This is a genomic window from Mycobacterium sp., assembly GCF_032159775.1.
Taxonomy (GTDB): Bacteria; Actinomycetota; Actinomycetes; order Mycobacteriales; family Mycobacteriaceae; genus Mycobacterium.
Map to the genome: position 1 here is coordinate 1 of NZ_JAVHWK010000180.1, position 19055 is coordinate 19055.

Annotated in this window: 21 protein-coding genes; 13 read left to right on the top strand and 8 right to left on the bottom strand. The window is 65.0% G+C overall.

Features of this window, described 5'->3' with window-relative positions:
• Window positions 1-137 precede the first annotated feature (137 nt).
• From QOJ24_RS23425 to QOJ24_RS23440, 4 genes are read left to right on the top strand one after another with little or no spacing between them, the layout of a single operon-like run.
• Window positions 138-758: a hypothetical protein gene (locus tag QOJ24_RS23425; protein WP_526265644.1), complete on the top strand. Its 621-nt coding sequence runs from the start codon at window positions 138-140 to the stop codon at window positions 756-758.
• A 26-nt stretch (window positions 759-784) separates the two neighbouring features.
• Complete coding sequence (locus QOJ24_RS23430) at window positions 785-1189, top strand: hypothetical protein (protein ID WP_526265646.1); 405 nt, start codon at window positions 785-787, stop codon at window positions 1187-1189.
• A complete protein-coding gene (locus tag QOJ24_RS23435; protein ID WP_526265648.1) occupies window positions 1186-2502 on the top strand; it encodes a cytochrome P450 in 1317 nt (438 codons plus the stop codon). Before QOJ24_RS23430 ends, QOJ24_RS23435 begins: the two co-directional genes overlap by 4 nt.
• Before the next feature lie 47 nt (window positions 2503-2549).
• Window positions 2550-3809, top strand: a complete 1260-nt coding sequence (locus QOJ24_RS23440; RefSeq protein WP_526265650.1) for an ammonium transporter — start codon at window positions 2550-2552, stop codon at window positions 3807-3809.
• Between the two features lie 48 nt (window positions 3810-3857).
• Here the strand turns inward: QOJ24_RS23440 and QOJ24_RS23445 are convergent, their stop codons facing one another.
• The 3 genes from QOJ24_RS23445 to QOJ24_RS23455 are packed head-to-tail and all read right to left on the bottom strand — an operon-like array spanning window position 3858 to window position 7277.
• The gene (locus tag QOJ24_RS23445; RefSeq protein WP_526265652.1) at window positions 3858-6101 is read right to left on the bottom strand and encodes a molybdopterin-dependent oxidoreductase; all 2244 of its coding nucleotides are present in this window, start codon (window positions 6099-6101) and stop codon (window positions 3858-3860) included.
• A complete protein-coding gene (locus tag QOJ24_RS23450) occupies window positions 6091-6729 on the bottom strand; it encodes a TetR/AcrR family transcriptional regulator (protein ID WP_526265654.1) in 639 nt (212 codons plus the stop codon). The genes QOJ24_RS23445 and QOJ24_RS23450 overlap by 11 nt, the downstream gene beginning before the upstream one ends.
• Before the next feature lie 17 nt (window positions 6730-6746).
• Window positions 6747-7277, bottom strand: a complete 531-nt coding sequence (locus tag QOJ24_RS23455; RefSeq protein WP_526265656.1) for a phosphate-starvation-inducible PsiE family protein — start codon at window positions 7275-7277, stop codon at window positions 6747-6749.
• Between the two features lie 94 nt (window positions 7278-7371).
• Between QOJ24_RS23455 and QOJ24_RS23460 the strand changes: the two genes are divergently transcribed.
• Window positions 7372-7896: a GNAT family N-acetyltransferase gene (locus QOJ24_RS23460; RefSeq protein ID WP_526265658.1), complete on the top strand. Its 525-nt coding sequence runs from the start codon at window positions 7372-7374 to the stop codon at window positions 7894-7896.
• On the opposite strand, the gene QOJ24_RS23465 is transcribed toward QOJ24_RS23460, so the two are convergent.
• On the bottom strand, window positions 7854-9257 hold the full coding sequence (locus QOJ24_RS23465; protein ID WP_526265660.1) for a purine-cytosine permease family protein: 1404 nt from the start codon (window positions 9255-9257) through the stop codon (window positions 7854-7856). The two genes, QOJ24_RS23460 and QOJ24_RS23465, sit on opposite strands and share 43 nt — an antisense overlap.
• 66 nt (window positions 9258-9323) lie before the next feature.
• Between QOJ24_RS23465 and QOJ24_RS23470 the strand changes: the two genes are divergently transcribed.
• On the top strand, window positions 9324-10799 hold the full coding sequence (locus tag QOJ24_RS23470) for an MFS transporter (protein ID WP_526265662.1): 1476 nt from the start codon (window positions 9324-9326) through the stop codon (window positions 10797-10799).
• Here the strand turns inward: QOJ24_RS23470 and QOJ24_RS23475 are convergent.
• Entirely contained in the window at window positions 10796-11224 is a 429-nt protein-coding gene (locus tag QOJ24_RS23475) for a type II toxin-antitoxin system Rv0910 family toxin (protein ID WP_526265664.1), read from the bottom strand. The genes QOJ24_RS23470 and QOJ24_RS23475 overlap by 4 nt on opposite strands.
• A gap of 372 nt (window positions 11225-11596) precedes the next feature.
• On the opposite strand from QOJ24_RS23475, the gene QOJ24_RS23480 reads away from it, so the two are divergent.
• From QOJ24_RS23480 to QOJ24_RS23500, 5 genes are read left to right on the top strand one after another with little or no spacing between them, the layout of a single operon-like run.
• The gene (locus QOJ24_RS23480; RefSeq protein WP_526265666.1) at window positions 11597-12676 is read left to right on the top strand and encodes an ABC transporter ATP-binding protein; all 1080 of its coding nucleotides are present in this window, start codon (window positions 11597-11599) and stop codon (window positions 12674-12676) included.
• 59 nt (window positions 12677-12735) lie between these two features.
• Window positions 12736-13902, top strand: a complete 1167-nt coding sequence (locus QOJ24_RS23485) for a polyamine ABC transporter substrate-binding protein (RefSeq protein ID WP_526265668.1) — start codon at window positions 12736-12738, stop codon at window positions 13900-13902.
• Window positions 13903-13905: 3 nt separating this feature from the next.
• On the top strand, window positions 13906-14781 hold the full coding sequence (locus QOJ24_RS23490) for an ABC transporter permease (RefSeq protein WP_526265670.1): 876 nt from the start codon (window positions 13906-13908) through the stop codon (window positions 14779-14781).
• Window positions 14778-15638 (top strand): ABC transporter permease, encoded by an 861-nt coding sequence (locus QOJ24_RS23495; RefSeq protein ID WP_526265672.1) that lies wholly within the window; start codon window positions 14778-14780, stop codon window positions 15636-15638. Before QOJ24_RS23490 ends, QOJ24_RS23495 begins: the two co-directional genes overlap by 4 nt.
• 46 nt (window positions 15639-15684) lie before the next feature.
• Complete coding sequence (locus QOJ24_RS23500) at window positions 15685-15903, top strand: hypothetical protein (protein WP_526265674.1); 219 nt, start codon at window positions 15685-15687, stop codon at window positions 15901-15903.
• Window position 15904: 1 nt separating this feature from the next.
• Here QOJ24_RS23500 and QOJ24_RS23505 read toward each other — a convergent pair whose 3' ends face one another.
• Together QOJ24_RS23505 and QOJ24_RS23510 are read right to left on the bottom strand one after the other, a co-directional pair.
• Window positions 15905-16264 (bottom strand): nitroreductase/quinone reductase family protein, encoded by a 360-nt coding sequence (locus QOJ24_RS23505; protein ID WP_526265676.1) that lies wholly within the window; start codon window positions 16262-16264, stop codon window positions 15905-15907.
• Between the two features lie 18 nt (window positions 16265-16282).
• Entirely contained in the window at window positions 16283-17152 is an 870-nt protein-coding gene (locus tag QOJ24_RS23510) for an EamA family transporter (RefSeq protein ID WP_526265678.1), read from the bottom strand.
• A gap of 90 nt (window positions 17153-17242) precedes the next feature.
• Between QOJ24_RS23510 and QOJ24_RS23515 the strand changes: the two genes are divergently transcribed.
• Both QOJ24_RS23515 and QOJ24_RS23520 read left to right on the top strand, forming a co-directional pair.
• Window positions 17243-17668 carry a nuclear transport factor 2 family protein gene (locus QOJ24_RS23515; RefSeq protein WP_526265680.1) on the top strand — a complete coding sequence of 142 codons (426 nt, stop codon included), beginning with the start codon at window positions 17243-17245 and terminating at the stop codon, window positions 17666-17668.
• A gap of 2 nt (window positions 17669-17670) precedes the next feature.
• Window positions 17671-18582 carry a LysR family transcriptional regulator gene (locus QOJ24_RS23520; RefSeq protein WP_526265682.1) on the top strand — a complete coding sequence of 304 codons (912 nt, stop codon included), beginning with the start codon at window positions 17671-17673 and terminating at the stop codon, window positions 18580-18582.
• Between the two features lie 224 nt (window positions 18583-18806).
• Here QOJ24_RS23520 and QOJ24_RS23525 read toward each other — a convergent pair whose 3' ends face one another.
• Window positions 18807-19037, bottom strand: a complete 231-nt coding sequence (locus tag QOJ24_RS23525) for a DUF6400 family protein (protein WP_526265684.1) — start codon at window positions 19035-19037, stop codon at window positions 18807-18809.
• Window positions 19038-19055: the final 18 nt, after the last annotated feature.

Consider the following 19055-nt stretch of genomic DNA (forward strand, 5'->3'; position numbering starts at 1 on the left):
GCGGCGATCGCGTCGGTCGGCAGGGCCCGCATCGCCGTCGCCGAGGCTGTGCTGGCCGTCGACAGGGCCCGACGTGACACCACCGGAACACCGGCCGTTGCGGGTCATCCGCTTCGTGCCGTCGTCACCTCACCGGTATGAAGCGCTATGACCTCAGCGGCCTGACCCTCTACCTGTTCTCCGTTGTGGTCGGCAGCGTCGTGTGCACCAATTCTCTGTGCTTTGAAGCCGAGCGAGTTCGCACCGCGCTGGCCGTCGGCCAACGGGTATGGCGCGTCCTGGTGGTGCAGAACATCGCGATGGCGGTTCTCATCACCATTGCCGGTCTCCCCGTCATCGCGGCCCTGACGTGGACGCGGGAAGCCAACCCCGTCGCGCTTGTCGACCAACTGGTGACGATGGTCTTCATCTGGCTGGGCGTCGGCAACGTGCTCTCGGTCCTCTACCCGTTGCGGCACGAACCGATGGCGGCGCGGTTGAAAGACGGTACGTGGAAGCCGTTCCTGTTCTCGTTCGTGTTGTCCTACGGCGTGGGGCTGACGGTCAACCTGATGATCTACTGGCGGCTGTGGGCGCGTCAAACAGCAAATGCCCAGATCACCGGTGGCGCCTGGGTGGCATTCATGCTGGTGCTCGCCAGCGCCATCCTCAGCTGGATGCTGCTGACGGTATTCGCTGTCGCGTGCAGCCAGCAGCCCATCGTTCGCCGCAAGCTGTCCCGCGAAATGATCGCCTACCGACAACCCGCTGACAGCTGAGTCCACTGTGGGGCACAGTGGTCGTTATGACCAGCCGAAGGACGCCGGGGCCCAAGGACATCAAGGCCGCCGGACGGGCAGCCGCAGAGACCGCGCAGTCGCTCGTCAGCGACGCTATGCGCCTCCCGCCGGCGAGCATCCAACTTGCCAGCCAGCTACCGGATTTGATCGAGAACATGGCGACCGCCACCGCACGCCTGAACGACGCGATCGATCGTGCCGAACGCTACCTGGCGCTTGCCGATCCGATGATTCGGACAATGGATCACCTGCTCCCCCAGCTCGAGAGGCTGGTCGCGACAGGCGACGAAGTGTTCAAAACCGTTTCGTCGCTTCCCGGTGTCTCGACGATCGGTCGATTCGCCGGTGGCCCGACGTCGTCAACACGAAAGCGTCCTCGCGCGAAGGGCACCGAGCCGCGCTCGAAGTGACTTTTCCACCGCCTGGGCCACGGGCGATAAAGCCCCTGCGCCCGTTCGTTGCCGCCGCCTGCGGTGCCGGTTACCTGGTCGCCGGAGAATGGCTGATTCGGCGGCTGTTCTCCACCTACGGCCCCATTGTGTCGATTCCGCTACCGGGCACCCCGGTGGTTCTCATCAAGGACCCCGATCTCGTCAAGCAGGTCTTCACCGAAAAGCCCGACATCTTGCTCGGCGGCAAAGGCGTGCGACCGTCAGCGCTCATCTACGGCACCGGCTCGATGTTCGTTCAAGAAGAGCCGGAACATCTTCGACGGCGAAAGCTTCTGACGCCGCCACTACACGGCAAAGCTCTCGAGAACTACCGACCGGTCATCGAGGACAGCACGCGCGAAGCCCTTGCGGGTTGGCCGAAGGACGAGCCGTTCACGATGATGCGGGCGGCGCGCGACCTCGCCCTCGACGTGATTGTCCGCGTGATGTTCGGCGTCGAGGACAAAACCGACCGGACCCGGCTCGGCCGCCCCTTCGAGGAGCTTCTGGATCTCGGGTCGTCGGAGCAACTGATCCTGCGCGTCGCCATGGCCTCGGTGGGCGGCTTGAAACGGTGGCCCAAGCTCGACCGCGCGAATCAGGGCATCGATGACCTGCTGTCGCCGATGATCGCCGCCAGGCGTCAGGACGCCGATCTGCACGAGCGCACCGACATCATGTCGCTGTTGCTGACCGCCCGCAGCGAGGACGGTGAGTACCTCACCGACAAAGAGATTCGCGACGACCTCGTCACCCTGGTGCTTGCCGGTCACGAGACGACGGCCACCACGCTGGCCTGGATGGTCGACTTGGTGCTGCACCATCCCCGCGTACTGGCCGAGGTACAGGCCGAGGCCGATGCGGGCGAGTCGACGGCCTACACGCAGGCAGTGATCAACGAAACGCTTCGCATTCGGCCGCCCTCCCCCTTTACCGGGCGCTACACCGGGGCCGACTATCGAATCGGCGGGTACACGGTGCCCGCCAGGACACGGATCGTGCCACACATCGGCGAGGTCAATCTCAACCCGCAGACATACGACCGCCCGCACGAGTTCCGACCCGAGCGGTTCTTGGACTCCAACCCGCCGACCTATGCGTGGATCCCGTTCGGCGGCGGTATCAAGCGTTGCCTCGGCGCGAGTTTCAGCCTCCTCGAGCTCACCGTCGTCCTCCAAACGCTGCTGCGCTGCGGCTCTTTTGAGGCCGTCCACGAGAAACAGGACAAGCAGGTTCGTCGCGGGATCGTGTTGCTGCCGCATCGGGGGGTTCCGGTCCGCTACCACTCCTAGCGGGTCATAATCTTGCGAGCGCTCGCCACACGACAAAGGAGTCCTGGATGGAGATCGACCCTGCCGCGACCGCTTGGGTCCTTGCCTGTACGGCGATGGTCCTGTTGATGACGCCCGGCCTGGCCATCTTCTACGGCGGCATGGTCCGCTCCACCGGCGTGCTCAACATGATCATGATGTGCTTCATCTCCATCCCCGTGGTGACGATCGTGTGGTTGCTCGCCGGATATTCGCTGGCGTTCGGCCCCGATGCCGGCGGCGGCCTGATCGGCAACCTCGATCACTTCGGACTGCTCGGCATCGACCCGACCACGGTTCGGTCCAACATTCCCGAATTGCTGTTCCTGACATTCCAGCTCGGCTTCGCCATCGTGACGGCGGCATTGGTGTCCGGCGCGATCGCCGATCGCGCCCGGTTCTCGGCATGGATGATCTACATCGCCGTCTGGACCGTTGCCATCTATGCGCCTGTGGCGCACTGGGTGTGGGGACCGGACGGATGGCTCGCATCGTTGGGCACTGTCGACTATGCCGGCGGGCTCGTCGTCGAGATCGTCTCCGGGGCATCGGCACTGGCGTTGGCACTCGTGCTGGGTCCGCGGATCGGCTTCAAGTCCGAGGCGATGCGGCCGCACAATCTTCCCTTCGTCTTGCTGGGTGTCGGCCTGCTGTGGTTCGGCTGGTTCGGCTTCAACGCCGGTTCTGCGCTCACCGCCGACGGCAAGGCGTCGGTCGTCTTTCTCAACACGTTGATCGCCGGGTGCCTCGGGATGCTGGGCTGGATATTCGTCGAACGCCTCAGAGACGGTAGGCCAACGACATTCGGCGCTGCCTCCGGCGTGGTGGCGGGCTTGGTGGCGATCACGCCATCGTGCGGATTCGTTGCGCCGCTCGGCGCATTCGTCGTCGGGTTGGCAGCCGGCGTGGTGTGTTCGTACGCGGTCGGCTGGAAGTTCCGGGCCGGCTACGACGACTCGCTCGACGTCGTCGGCGTCCACTTCGTCGGCGGCGTCGTCGGCACCTTCCTGATCGGACTGCTCGCCGCCGAAGTGGTGTCCGGAGGTGTCGAAGGCCTCTTCTACGGTGGCGGACTGTCACTGCTCGGCAAGCAGACCCTCGCCATCCCGGTGGTCGCGATATTCGCCTTCGTCGTGTCCTACATCATCGGCAAAGTCATCGACGTGACCTTCGGGTTCCGCGTCCAACGCGAAGATGAGATCTCTGGAATCGATTTTGCCCAGCACGCGGAAACCGCCTACACCGAAGGTGTGCACGGCGCACCGCAGAAACGTCCGGGGCTGAACTGATTCGTCACAGTGACATATCAGGCGCCACTGTCCGGTCCGTAAGTCCAATCATGCAGTGGCGACGGCCTTTACGGCCTCGATGCGCGCCGGCACGTGCTTGTGCCACGGTGTACCGGCATAGGCGTCTCGCCACTCGGTCGACGTGAGCGCATTCGGTGCGACACCCGGCACATGCGTCAGGCCATCGTCGTCGACGAAGTCAAGCCCGAGCCCGTTGGGCAACGACGCATGGCCGGCAAGCATCGTCTCGCTGATCTCGACGCTCGCCTCGGCGCTACCCGCCGCAGTGGTGATACGCGCACGTCCGCCTGCGACCAGGCCGAGAACCTGTGCGTCCTCGACGCTGACACGCAGTGCGCCTTCGGCATCGCGTTTACGCCAGCTGGGGTCTCGGAAGATGTCGTTGGCCGTATAGGCGCGGCGCTCACCCGCCGACAGCACGATCGGGAACTCCGGCGTCGTCAGCGCCGACGGGGCACCGGCCAATTTGCCTATCTCCTCAAGCATTTCGGGCATTGCCAGGGCGATCTTGTGATCGGCGTGAGCGATGAGCTCGAAGTCGTCCTCGTACTCGTGCACCGTGAATGTCACACCTGAGCGGCCCTGCAGGATCGCCTCGAACAGCGCATTGCCGTCGGTGTGGCCGGCACGCCGTACGGCCTCGGGGTACTTCATGGCCGCCTTCTGGGCCAGCCCCCACAACGCCGCGGCACCCTTGAGATGCGGGGGAAGCGTCGGGCCGAGCGTCTCGTAAAGGACATACGGTAGGGCCCGACTCATCGCTGCATTGGCGGTGACGGCCGCGAGGAACGCCTGTGTGTATTCCTGCAGCCCGAGATCGGCGGCCTCACGCAGCGGCGCGAGGTCGGCGTCGTCGACGACTCCGAGCGCCCGTACCAACCGCGCCCAGATCTCCGGTTCGGGCAACGTCCCCGGCAGCGGATCGAGAAGCGGATGACGTAGCTGGAATGTGTTGTGCGGGAACTCCAGATTGAAGAACGTTGCCTCCGGTTTCTCGAACTGGCTCGCCGCAGGCAGGACATAGTGGGCAAGGCGGGCCGTCTCCGTCATCGCAACATCGATGACCACCATCAGCTCGAGTGACTCAAAGGCCTTGCGGCAGGCAGCCGAGTCCGCCAACGAGTGAGCAGGGTTGCTGGTCTCGACGATCATCGCCCGAAACCGGTCAGGATGATCGGTCAAAATCTCCTGCGGCACAACGTTCGACGGCACAAGGCCGGAGATGACGGGCGATCCGGTCACTGGCGATCGCCCGACGCCGCCGAATGTGAACAGCGGGGCGAAGGCCGAATGCAGGTGCTGGCCACCGCGTTTGGCGAAGTTGCCGGTCAGAATCCACAGGAGCTTGTTCAGGTACGAGCACAGTGTGCTGTTGGGCGCCTGCTGAATGCCGAGGTCCTCGAATACCGCGACGCTGTCGGCGCGGGCGATGCGCCTGACCGCCGCCCGGATCAACTCCTCATCGACACCGCAGCGCTCCGCATAGTCGGCCACCGGCACCGCGCGCAGCACATCCCGAACGGCGTCGACACCGTGGACGTGTTCGGCCAGAAACTCTTCGTTGCAGAGGTTTTCCTGTACCAGCACTGCCGCCATCGCCGCCAGGCACCATGCGTCCGTGCCTGGCCGAACCCGCAGATGGAAGTCGGCCATCTTGGCCGTATCGGTGATCACCGGATCGATGACGATCATCGAGCGCCCCGGGTCCTTGGCGATCTCGTTGAGCACTGTGCGGGCACGCGGAAAGCTCTGCGACATCCACGGGTTCTTGCCCACGAAGACCGACACCTCGGCGTGCTCGAACTCGCCGCGGGTATGCCCGCCGTAGAGATACGCGTCGACCCAGGCTTCCCCGGTTTTCTCCTGCGCCAACGCATTCGAGCGGTACCGGGAACCGATGGACTTGAGGAACGCGCCTGCGTATCCGCCGCCCAGGTGATTACCCTGGCCCCCGCCACCGTAGTAGAAGATCTTGTCCCCGCCGTAGGCGTCTCGAATCTGTGTGAACCCCTCGGCGATCTCGGTGATGGCAGTGTCCCAGTCGATCTCCTCATAGCTGCCGTCGGGGCGCCGTCGCAGCGGCGAGGTCAGCCGGCCTGGATTGTTCTGGTAGTGATCGAGCCGCAGCGCCTTGTTGCAGGTGTACCCCTGCGACGCCGGGTGCTCTTTGTCGCCGCGGATCTTGGCGAGCGTGCGGTCCTCGAGCTGCACGATAATGCCGCAATTGCATTCGCAGAGGATGCAGGCCGTCGCTTGCCATTCACCGGTCATCGGGCTTCCTTTCGGGCGTCTGCACGGCCAGCAGCGAGCGCAGCTGACGCTGGACAAGGTCGATAGGTTTCACGTCGCGCGATGCCCGGGCGACGATGATCGCCCCCTCTATCGAGGTCGTGACGAGCATCGCGAGCTCTTCGGCTCTCGAGGCCTCGACACCTTCGGCAATCAGTCGTCGGCCGATCAGGTCGGTCCAGAGTGCGAAGGCGGCCGCGGCGCGCTCGATGACCTGGGTCGTGCGCTCGGCCTTGTCGGGATCGCCGGCTTCGACCGTCACCGCGACGATCGGACAGCCCGCCCGGAAGTCACTGCGGATCAACTGCTGGCGATACAAACCCGTCAGCTCGTCCAGCAGCTCCACAGCGCTCTCGGCGGCCGAGATCTTGTCCGCGATGAAGGCGCCCGCGTAGTCGGTCGCCTCTTCCAACAGCTGCATCCGACCGCCGGGGAAATAGTGATAGGCCGATCCGCGCGGCGCGCGGCTGTGCTTCAGCACATCGGAGATGGCAGTTGCCCGGGCGCCGCGTTCACGAATCAGCAGCGCTGCGGATATCACCATCCGCTCCCGCGGGTTACCGACCACGCTATATATGATGGCATACATAACGCCGGCCCGCGCGATCATGGCCCAATGTCATCCGGTCAGGATTTGGCTGGTTGCTTCTCGTGGTCTTCCTCGCCCGCCCGCTCCCCGGCATCTTCGGTATCCCGGCGACGCTCACGCAGCACGAATGCCGACAAGGCCAGGGCGAGGACCACCCCGGCCAGCACACCGATCTCGACGACCGCGCGCGAAAAGGCCGGACCCTTCTCCAGCAGGGTCGCCGCCTCGACGGACAACACGACGATCTCCTTGATGCCCGCCAGGATGCCGACGATCAGAAACGGCTCGGCGACGATCTCGTGCGACCGCAGACAGGCTCGCACGGCGTAGAGCAACTCCACGAAAATGAAGATGAGTAACAAACCGTCCAGGACCTCGAGCATCACAATCTTCGCGGGTGAATTGCGCAGCGTCAGCAGCGAGTGGAACTGGGAGATCAGCAGCGCGCCCGACCCAATGATCAGTACTAGCGCAATTCCCCAGTAGACCGCGTCTTCAAGCCTGCCCAGCACACGGTCGGCGAGGCGTTGGCGTTCTTCGTCCCCCTCCGATTCCGACTGCTGTGCCATCAACGGTTGGTCCAGATTCGGGTGCGGGGCATGGACGTTATTTAACCCCTCTGTCGCCGATGGTGTAGCGCGCCGTTGAGCTAGCGTGACACCGATGGCGGCTGCGTGGCGGGTGCGGGTAGGAAGCGTCGACGATCTGGACCTGATCGGACCGTTATGGGTCGCGGTGCATCACCGCCACTGCGAGAGCATGCCCGAACTCGCGCCCTACGTGGACGACGCCGAAACGTGGCGCGCCCGCAGAAAGCTCTACGAGGAGCTGCTGACCAAACCGGACACCCTGTTTCTGCTCGCCCTTGTCGATGGCGCGCCGGTCGGATACGGGTTGACACACGTGATGCCCGTTGCGGAGTCCTGGATTGAGGACACCTGGCAGACGGGCGGCCGGATCGGGGAAATCGAATCGCTCAGTGTGCTGCCCGAATACCGCGGCAGCGGGCTCGGATCCGAACTGCTCGACCGGCTGGAGACGCATCTGCGCGAGCGCGGCGTCGACGACTTCATGCTCGGCGCGCTCGCAGGCAACGCCGACGCGATCCGGTTGTATCAGCGGCGCGGTTACACACCCACGTGGCTCTACCTGTCCAAATTCGCGGGGCGAGAGCGCGACAGCCGATAGCCGCCGTAGAGCACCGCCGCGACGAGGAAGTTGACGAAGTAGGCGACGTCGGCGCCGTGCCATGCCTCGGCGATGGGACCGGTGAACAGCGAGGTGTTCATGAACGGTACGGCTGCGGTGTAGGCGAGCACGAATGCGACCACGGCCGCGACGGCGTCGCCGCGGTCGGTGTGTTCCTCGGCGGGGTTGATGGTGGGACGACCTCGTGCACGACGCGCCCAGTCGATGACGACCACGGCGACGAACGCCGGAATCCAATAGCTCACCAGCAGAAGGACGTGCTCGAACCGGGATGCGGTCTCGCCGGCGTGCAGCCACAGGATCAACGCGAACGCGGAGGCGGTGACGACGATCGCCGAGATCGGCCTACGCACCTGCACGCCGATGGTCTGCAAAGCGAGAGACCCGCTGTAGTCGTTCATCACCCCCGAGCCGATGGAGGCCAGCGCGATGACGAGCAGTGCCAGTGCCCCCAGGATGCCGCCGCCCATCACCGACCTGACGCCGTCGGCTGTATGTTCGGAAACCAGATCGCCCGCCGCGATGCCGATTCCCTGAACGAATATGTAGGCCAACACGATTCCGGCGAAGGTGAATCCGAAGACCCGGGCGCGCGACGAGTCGGCCGGCAGATAGCGGCTGAAGTCTGCCGCGTAGCTGGCCCATGAGATCGACAGGCTCAACGCAATGGTGACCTCGAGGACGAATGCGCCGACCAGGTCGGCACCCTGCACGGTCGCGGGCGTCACGACCTGGTGTCCGGCGGCGAGCTTGATGGCGAACACGACAAAGGTGACCAACAGGACCACCGTCAGCACGGCCTGGATGCGGTGGATCATCTCGTAGCCGAAGAAGCCGACCACACCCTGCACGCCCAGCACGATGATGACCGCGCTCCAAAACGGAATGCCGAGCAGCGTGGCGAGTGCCTCACCGCCGAACAAGCCGACCAGCGCGTCCCACGCGATCGACGAAAGCCATTGCAGCGCACCGGGAAGCACCACCCCACCGCCGAACGCCATCCGCGAGTTCGGCAGTTGGGCCGCACCGGTGCGCGGGCCCCATGTCGACAGGTAGCCCACCACCAGGGAGCCGAGCACCGTTCCGATCACCATCGCGAGCATGCCGAGCCAGAAACCAAGCCCCAGCGCGATCGCCAGGGCTCCGGTGAAGACACCCGTCATGTTGACCTGGGGCGCGAACCACACCGTGAACAGCCGCCGCGAGCTGCCGTAGCGCTGGTCTTCCCGGATCGGTGCGATGCCGTGCGTCTCGACGGATAGATCCCCGACGCCTGACGGCGTACGGCCACTGAACGTCGGCGACGTGAGCGCACTACCCGCTTGGCCCCCTGGTGTCATGGCCCCATTCGATCATGGCGACATAATCGGGTAGAACCGAAGATGGGCTAACGATCGGAGCGTGGAGTGGTCAGGGCGGAACCGACACGCTCTACGGCGAGCCATCGGCCGGTTCGGCGACCCGCGACATTGATCGTCAGCCTGAGCATCGTCGTCCTGACCGTCGCCATCCTGCAGACCGCCGTCGTTCCGGTGCTCGGAATCATCGCCGACCAACTCGACGCGTCGATCGTCGGTGTCAGCTGGGCGGTCACCGCGAACCTGCTCGCCGCCGCCGCGGCCACGCCGCTGATCGGTCGCCTCGCCGACCTGCACAGCAAGAAGCGCGTGTTGTTGTGGGTGCTCGCCATCGTGTTGGTGGGTTCGGTCCTCGCGGCCACCACATCGTCTCTGGCCCTTCTGATCCTGGCTCGTGTTCTGCAGGGTGCCTCGTTCGCGCTCTATCCGATCGGCGTCGCGATCCTGCGCGAGGAGCTCGCAGAGGACCGGATGGTGTCGGCGATGTCGGTGCTGTCGGCGACGCTGGGCTTCGGCGGCGGAACCGGACTGGTGGTCGTCGGCCTGCTGATGAACCACGGCGCCAACTACCACCGTGTCTTCTGGCTGACCACCGGCTTCACCGTCGTCGTCATCGCCGTCGTGGTCTTCGTGGTGCCCGCCCGGCCGCGCAGCACGACGGGTTCGATCGACTGGCTCGGCGCCGCGGGCCTCGGGGCCGGACTGTCACTGGTGCTGCTGGCCATCACCCAGGGCAACACCTGGGGCTGGACATCGCCGAGGACACTGGCGTGTGCGGCCTTGGGCATCGCCGTCGCGGTGGGCTGGTGGTTCTGGGAACGACGGGCCAGCCAGCCGCTGGTGTCGACGACGATGCTGAGCCGACGCCCGATCCTGCTCACCAATCTGGCCACCGTCTTCGTGGGCATGGGCCTGTACTTCGCGTTCCTCGGCTTGACGCAATTCGTCCAGATCCCGCGCGAGGCAGCCGGTTACGGCTTCGGGGCGACCGTGCTCGAGGCCAGCGTCGTCTACCTGTTGCCCGGTGCGATCACCGGATTTCTCGTTGCGCTGATCAGCGGTAGGTTCATTGACCGCTATGGCGCCCAGCCGGTGCTCATCGTGGCGGCCGCGGCAGGTATCACCGGCTTCGGTTTCATATCCTTTGCGCACTCCGCGCCGTGGCAGGTCATCGCGGCCAGCATCCTGGCCAACGTGTACATCAGCCTGGGCTACGGCGCACTGCCTGCGTTGGTGGTCAGCGAGGTCGCCGCAGGCGAAACCGGTGTCGCCACCGGCATGAACGCGATCGCCCGCACGATAGGCAGCTCAATCGCCGCCGCGCTGGTCGCCGTGGAGTTGGGGCGAACCGCGAGCGGCACCTCTGTGCCGATGGAGGGCAGCTTCGTCGCGGTCTTCATCGGCGGGGCCGCGACCGCCGCGTTGGCGATGGTGCTGATCGCACTGTCCCGGATCCGGGCCCGGCGCATCGATACCGTTGAGGCGCGGTACGAATCCCGCGCCATGAACCACGAGTGGGGTTAGCGCAACGCGGCGAGGTTGGTCACCGACTGCTGAACCTCTGACTTGACGAATCGAGCCACCAGCCGACCTACCGGCGTGCTGAGCACACCGCCCGAGAGGTCGGCGACGACACGAAACCGGGCGCCCTCCTTCTTGGCCTGGACCTCGATCGTCAAGCTGATCCTGATTCCGCCGCGGCCGGCACCGCTCATCTCGATCAGCTTCGGCTCGTCGTATCGGGTCACCCGCCAGTGGATGACGTTGCGGACGCCCTTGAGTCTGATGCACGCGGAAACACAGGTCCCGACCTCGATTGCAGGCGGCACGTCGCTGCGCCAGCCACCGAAGATGGTCAGCCACTCGTCGAAGCGGCGTAGATCGGAGGCCAGCTCCCAGGCGCGCTGGGGCGCCAAGTCGGTTGATACCGCAACATCGGTTGTCGCCATGTCGCTGTCGTACCCCCGACAGAGGGGTGACGAAACTAAGCTGACAGGTCTCGCGCCATCGGCAGCGCCAAACCGGCTGCCGATAGTCAGCCGCGGCCCAGAGCTGGCCCCTGCCGCGAAATCTGCCTGTAGGTGGCCGCTGAGACGAGCGATTCCATTGTCGATATGTAAATTCGTTGCGGAATCGCTTGCGAAGGACGACGGAATCCGCGATTGTTTACCCGAAAGCTACGGGGGCTTTAGGGAGGACTCGCCCTGACCGGCACACATACCACCGCCGCAGATCAAGCGACGGGACGAGACGAGGCCGCTAGCGCCAAGGGCGGTCCGGTTGTCGAGATCGACAACGTCACGAAGCGTTTCACCGACTACGTGGCGGTCAACGAAGCAGACTTCTCCATTGGCTCCGGCGAGTTCTTCTCGCTGCTGGGACCATCGGGCTGCGGCAAGACCACCACCCTGAGGATGATCGCTGGATTCGAGACCCCGACCGAGGGCGCCATCCGGCTCGAGGGCCGCGACGTCTCGCGGGTGCCACCGCACAAGCGCAACGTCAACACGGTTTTCCAGCACTATGCGCTGTTTCCCCACATGACGGTATGGGACAACGTCGCGTACGGTCCGCGCAGCCTGAAGAAGGGCAAGGCTGAGGTCACAAGGCGCGTCGACGAACTGCTCGAGATCGTGCGCCTCACCGATTTCGCGAAGCGCAAGCCCGCACAGCTCTCCGGAGGCCAGCAGCAGCGCGTCGCGCTGGCCAGGGCGCTGGTGAACTATCCGAGTGCGCTCCTTCTCGACGAACCGCTCGGGGCGCTGGATCTCAAGCTCCGGCAGGTCATGCAATTCGAGCTCAAGCGAATTCAACGCGAAGTCGGAATCACATTCGTCTACGTGACGCACGACCAAGAGGAAGCGTTGACGATGAGCGACCGCATCGCGGTCATGAATGCGGGCAACGTCGACCAGATCGGCACCCCGACCGAGATCTACGATCGGCCTGCGACCGTGTTCGTCGCCAGCTTCATCGGCCAGGCCAACCTGTGGGCGGGTCGCCAGAGCGGCCGCGCCAACCGAGATTTCGTTCAGGTCGACGTTCTTGGCACCTCACTGAAGGCCAGGCCGGGCGACACCACCATCGAACCCGGCGGCCAGGCGACCTTGATGATCCGGCCGGAACGCGTTCGGGTGTCGATGGACCCACCGACAGGCGATGTCGCGACCGTGGCCGCAACAATCACCGACCTCACCTTCCAGGGGCCTGTCGTCCGGCTGTCGCTCGCTGCTCCGGACGACTCGGCGATCATCGCGCACGTGGGACCCGAGCAGGACCTGCCGATGCTTCGACCGGGCGACCAGGTGCACGTCAGTTGGGCGCCCGACGCCTCGCTCGTGCTTCCGGCCGCCGACATACCCACCACCGAGGACCTCGAGGAGATGCTCGACGACTCGTGACGGAGCGTCTGTCAACCCGTCCTCTCTCCCCCAGCAATCCAACGAAAGGCACAGTCGCCATGCCACGAGAAATCGACCCCCGGCTCTTCGCACGACTCGCGTCGAATCCAACGTCTCGCCGACGCTTCATCGGTGGTGGCGCCGCGGTTGCGGCCGCCGCTGTCCTTGGGCCGTCCTTCCTTGCCGCCTGTAGCAAGAGCGACAGCGGCGGAGGCGAGCAAGCCGCGTCCGGTTCGCTGCGCATCTCCAACTGGCCGGCTTACATGGCCCCCGATTTCGTCAAGGGGTTCCAGGACAAAGAGGGCATCACGGTCGACTACAAAGAGGATCTCAACGACAATGAGGAGTGGTTCGCCAAGATCAAGGAGCCGCTGTCGCGCAAGCAGGACATCGGCTCAGACCTCGCCGTGCCGACCACCTTCATGGCGGTCCGGCTTCAACAGCTCGGTTGGCTCAACGAGTTGAACCACGGCAACATCCCGAACATCGAGAATCTGCGGCCCGATCTGCTGGAGGCCAGCGTCGATCCCGGGCGAAAGTTCAGCGCGCCCTACATGTCCGGGTTCGTCGGTCTCGGCTACAACCGGGCGGCGACCGGCAGGGACATCAAGAGCATCAACGATCTCTGGGATCCCGCCTTCAAGGGCCGGGTCAGCATGCTCTCCGACACCCAGGACGGGCTCGGGATGATCATGCAGTCGCAGGGCGCGTCGCTCGACAAGCCAGACGAGGCGAGCGTCCAGAAGGCCGTCGACCTGGTCAAGGAGCAGAAGGACAAGGGCCAGATCCGCCGCTTCACCGGCAACGACTACCTCGATGATCTTGCGGCAGGCAATCTTGTTGTCGCCCAGGCATATTCGGGCGACGTCGTGCAGCTGCAGGCAGACAATCCCGACGTGCAGTTCGTGGTTCCCGAGTCGGGCGGAACGACGTTCGTCGACACCATGGTGATCCCTTACACCACCCAGCACCAGGACTGGGCCGAGAAGTGGATCAACTACATCTACGACCGCGCCAACTACGCGAAGCTGACCGCGTTCGTTCAGTACATCCCGGTGCTGTCCGACATGACCGACGAGCTCGCGAAGGTCGATCCGGAGGCCGCAAAGAACCCCTTGATCAACCCGTCACCGGAAGCGTTGAAGGCAGTGCACGGCTGGCCGCCGTTGTCAGACGAACAACTGCAGAAGTTCAACACGATCTACGCCACGGTCACCGGCGCCTGACCGATGGCCGGTGTAGCCGCCAGCAGTCGACAGCGGAGCAAGATCGCCCCGTACCTGATGATCGCGCCAGCGCTCATTTACCTCGGGATCTTCTTCGTATGGCCGGTCATCTCGCTGGCGATGACGTCTTTGTCGACCGCCGGCGGCTCGGTATTCCTGCCGACGATGGAGTTCGCCTGGAAATTCAGCAATTACAGCGAGGCGTTCAGCAAGTATCAGGACCAGATCCTGCGGTCGTTCGGATACGCCATCGTCGCCACAATCGTGTGTCTACTGTTGGCGTACCCGCTGGCGTATGTCATCGCATTCAAGGCGGGTCGGTACAAGAACCTCATCCTCGGGCTGGTGATTCTGCCGTTCTTCGTCACGTTCTTGATTCGCACCATCGCGTGGAAGACGATCCTCGCGGACGACGGCTGGGTGGTGAGCGCCCTCGACTCGGTCGGCCTGCTGCCCAGTGACGGCCGGCTGCTGTCCACCAGTTGGGCGGTGATCGGCGGCCTGATCTACAACTGGATCATCTTCATGATCCTGCCGCTGTACGTGAGCCTCGAGAAAATCGATCCCCGGCTGATCGAGGCGACGAAGGATCTGTACTCGTCGAACACGCGCAGCTTCACCAAAGTGATCATGCCGCTGTCGATGCCGGGCGTCTTCGCAGGCAGCCTGCTCGTGTTCATCCCCGCCGCGGGCGACTTCATCAACGCCTCATACCTTGGCAGCACACAGACCACGATGATCGGCAATGTCATCCAGCAGCAGTTCCTTGTCGTCAAGGACTATCCGGCGGCCGCCGCGCTTTCCATGGTGCTGATGGTGATCATCCTCGTCGGTGTCTTGGCGTATACCCGCGCGCTCGGCACCGAGGACCTGGTATGACAACCCAAACGGGTGCCGCGGTGTCGCCCGCGGCCAAAGATGCCGACAAAGCGCCGAAAACCGTTAAGGGCAGCCCCAAGTGGGGCGACCTCGTACTGCGGATCGTCGCCGGCTTGGTGCTGCTCTATCTGTTCCTGCCGATTTTCGTGATCATCCTGTTCTCGTTCAACAACCCGAAGGGCAAGTTCAACTACAGCTGGCAGGGCTTCACGCTGAAGAACTGGCTCGACCCGTTCAAGTATCCCCCGCTCACCGACGCACTGCTACTCAGCATCAACGTCGCTGCCGTCTCGACCGTTATCGCCCTGGTGCTGGGTTCGTTGGTGGCCGTCGCCCTTGTCCGGCAACGGTTTCGGGGCAGTCAGACCGTCGACACATTCCTTGTGCTGCCGCTGACCGCTCCCGAGGTCGTGATGGGTGCGTCCCTTCTGGTGCTGTTCCTCGACCTGGGCTGGGCCACCGGGTACGTCACGATTCTGCTGGCGCACATCGCCTTCGAGGTGAGCTTCATCGCGATGACCGTACGAGCCCGTATGCGCGGTTTCGACTGGACGCTCGAGGACGCGTCGATGGATCTCGGCGCGAATCCGACGCGCACGTTCTTCAAGGTGACGCTGCCACTGATCGTCCCCGGCATCATTGCCGCGGGGATGTTGTCGTTCGCCCTCTCGCTCGACGACTTCATCATCACCTATTTCGTGAGCGGGTCCTCGGTGACGTATCCGCTCTATGTAAACGCGTCAGTGAAAGCCTCGGTGCCACCGCAGATCAACGTGCTCGCCACCGCGATCCTGCTTATCAGCCTGCTCTTGCTCGGCGTGGGAACGCTCTACCGGCGCAAGAGGTTAGACGCCTGATCGGCAAACCGTCACAAGCGCCCTGACCGGCTGTTAGGCTCGCGCCGTGGCAAATTCCGGTGGTCGAATGTCCTGGTGGCAGATCGTCGCGATCTTGATTGCGGTCGGGGCCGTGGTGGGTCTGGTCATCGGCCTGCTCAGCGCTGCACTGGGCTTTTCGACCTCGTGGAGTGCCGCCGGTATCGGCGCCGCCATCGGCGTTGTCGGCGTGGCTCTTGTCAGTCGGCGCAACCAGGCAAACCCCGAAGCGCCGAAAGCCCGCTAGCTCACTGGCGACCGTCGAGGCGTACGGTTACCGAAACCCGGCCTCGGGCATCCCGTTTCGCGACCGCGTGGCCGTTGCGATCCTTGCCGTTGAAATTCACGAAGGTGATCGGTGCGCCCTCTCCGAGGAAATTGCGCCACCAGTTCTTCGCGTCCGGCGCGCTCACACCGATGACGAAGCTGCCGCCGGACCGCCGGTAACCGACCGGAATCTCGAACGTCGTCCCAGAGCGCCTGCCGACGTAGCGGATCACGACCAACCCTCGGCCGATCAGCCGGCCGACCACCGGCGCGTTGATCAGGAACACCGCGGCGTCGTTGACGATGCGGACGACGGGCGAATTGAACACACCTCGACTCATCAGCCGAGAGTAGCGACCTCAGCCGATCTCGGCGGGGACGGCCGTTGGCCTGCGCGCCCCGGTGCGCGCGGCGCCGACACCCGCGGCGACGACCAGGCAGATGCCGACGACGCCTGCCGAACCCGGCACCTGATCCAGGATGATCAGACCGACGATCATCGCGAATGCCGGTTCCAGCGCCATCAGCGTCCCGAACGCGGCCGTCGTTAGCCTGCGCAGCGCCAGCATCTCCAGCGCGAACGGCACAACCGGCAACATGATCGCCAGACCCACGCCGATCAGCAGGATCTCCGGCGTCATTCGCTCGAACACGCTGGGGCCGACGACGATCGTGGCCACCACACCGGCGACCGGCATCGACACCGCCAGGCCTTTGATGCCGGCGACCTCGTCGCCGACGCGTTGAGTCAGCAGGATGTAGCACGCCCAGCATCCGGCCGCGGCGAGCGCATAGAGCACTCCGACCGGATCGACCGTGCCCTGCCACGGCTCGGTGAGCAGGATGACACCGAGCGCCGCAAGCCCGGGCCACACCAGACGGGCACTGCCCTTGCCGTGCACGACCGCAACGCCCAACGGCCCGAGGAACTCCAACGCGCTCGCGGTACCCAACGGAATTCGATCCAGCGCCGCCATGAAGAGCATGGTGACCGACGCGGTCACCACCCCGAGCGCCACGCAGGCCAGGAAGGTCGACCGGGTGAACGCGGCCGGCCGGGGCCGGACGATGATGAGCATGAGGACCCCGGCCCAGGCCAGTCGCAGCCAGGCGGCGCCCTCGACGCCGACGCGGTCGATCAATGTCACCGCGATCGCGAGCCCGACCTGTACGGACAGCATCGACCCCATCGCCATGAAGGCGCCGGTGCGGGCCTGGTTCTCGCTCACATCTGCATTGAACGCGACGGTGACCGTTCACGTCCACGTGACTTTTGTGGACATACCGTTCGGTAATCATGAACGATAGACGATATGGAGATGTGGGAACCAGTCGTTCGGGAGTCGGTCCGGCAGACGCTGGCCGACTACACCGCGGCAACCGACCGCAACCGAATCGCCGACGTCGCGGCCTGCTTCGCACCGGGCGGGACTCTCACGTTCACCGGCGGCGACCCGATGGTCGGCCCCGAGGCCATCGAGGCGGCGCTGCGCACACAGGTGAATCGGTTCGCAGCGGGCCCGGTTCCCCTGACCCATGTGCGCCACCACGTATCGAGTGTCCGGTTCGGCGCGGTGAATCCCGACCGAGTCGAGGTGAGCAGCTACTTTCTCGCACTGACAAACATCGGCGTAGACCACTGGGGGCGGTACCGCGACGTGCTGGTGCCCGTGACCGGCCGCTGGTTGTTCGCGTCGCGCGAGGCGGTCGCCGACGGCTTCTCGCCCGAAAGCCTGATGCGGTAGTCATGGACACCCGACGACTTGCGCTGCTTCTGGCCCTGTCCCGGCTGGGTTCGATGCGCGCCGTCGCCGAGGTACATCACCTCACCACGTCGACTGTGTCCCAGCAGATCGCAGCGCTCGCAAAGGAAACCGGCGCCCGGCTGATCGAGCCGGAAGGCAGACGGGTCCGCCTGACGCCTGCCGGGCAGCGTCTCGCAGACCACGCCGTGACGATTCTGGCCGCGGTCGAAAGCGCGCGGGTGGACCTCGACCCGGACGCCGAACCCGCCGGGACGGTTCGGGTCGGCGGCTTCGCCACCGGGGTTCGCGTGTCACTCCTGCCGATAGTCGCCGAGCTCGCGACGCGTTATCCGAACGTCGAATTCGTCATCAGCGAGTACGAGCCGATCGAAGCGTTCAAGCTGCTCGCCAACGACGACCTCGACCTGGCGCTGACGTACGACTACAACCTCGCGCCCGCCTCACCCGGACCAGGTCTCGAGACCGCACCGCTGTGGTCGGTCGACTGGGGACTCGCGGTGCCCGATGATTCCGCCGCAACGACGGACATCGGCGCGTATGCGGATCAGACGTGGATCGTCAACTCCCGCAACACTGCTGACGAAGACGCCGTGCGAACCTTGGCTTCGCTGGCCGGCTTCACGCCGCAGATCGCCCATGAGATCGACAGTCTCGATCTGGTCGAGGATCTGATCGTCGCCGGATACGGCGTCGGACTGCTGCCAATCGGCAGGCCGACACACCCCGACGTCAGGGTGCTGCACCTGTCGGATCCGAAGGTCGTGATGACCGCCTACGCCGCGACGCGACGGGGTAGATCAACGTGGCCACCACTGCGCGTGGTTCTCGATCGGCTCAGCCCGCCACGGGGCGTGCCGTTGCCGCGACCCGACTGGCCGCGGCCATTCGCGTGACCAGTCAGGCGGCCCTGCGCTGCCGCATGGCCCGTCGGCGGGTGTCCGTCGACCACAGGTAGGCACAGGTCGGGCACTGCATGTGCACCAGCGTGCCCTGATTGCTGAGCAGGTATTGCCAGTGCGTTGCACAGTTCGCGTGGCTCTGGCAGACAGCGCAGGCCCGGCCGTGCTCGCAACGGGGGCATTCCAGCCAGGCCCGACGGGCCCGGTCCGCGGTCGGATCAATCGGTAACACGATCGCCACCTCGTTCGGGCAGCACTCCCGCATCGACCAGTTCGTCGTAGATGCGCTGCTGCTCTTCGTCGAGGTCGGCGTAGAGCATGTCGTACGCCCTGTCCTCCTCGGCGAGCACCGCTACCGGGTCCCAGTCGTCACCGATGGCCTCGAGGACTGCGGTGCGTCGGCGGGCCTCGTCCAGCGTCATGTCGTAGGCAAAGTCGAGGTCGGCCATCGGGCACCTCCCGTCATT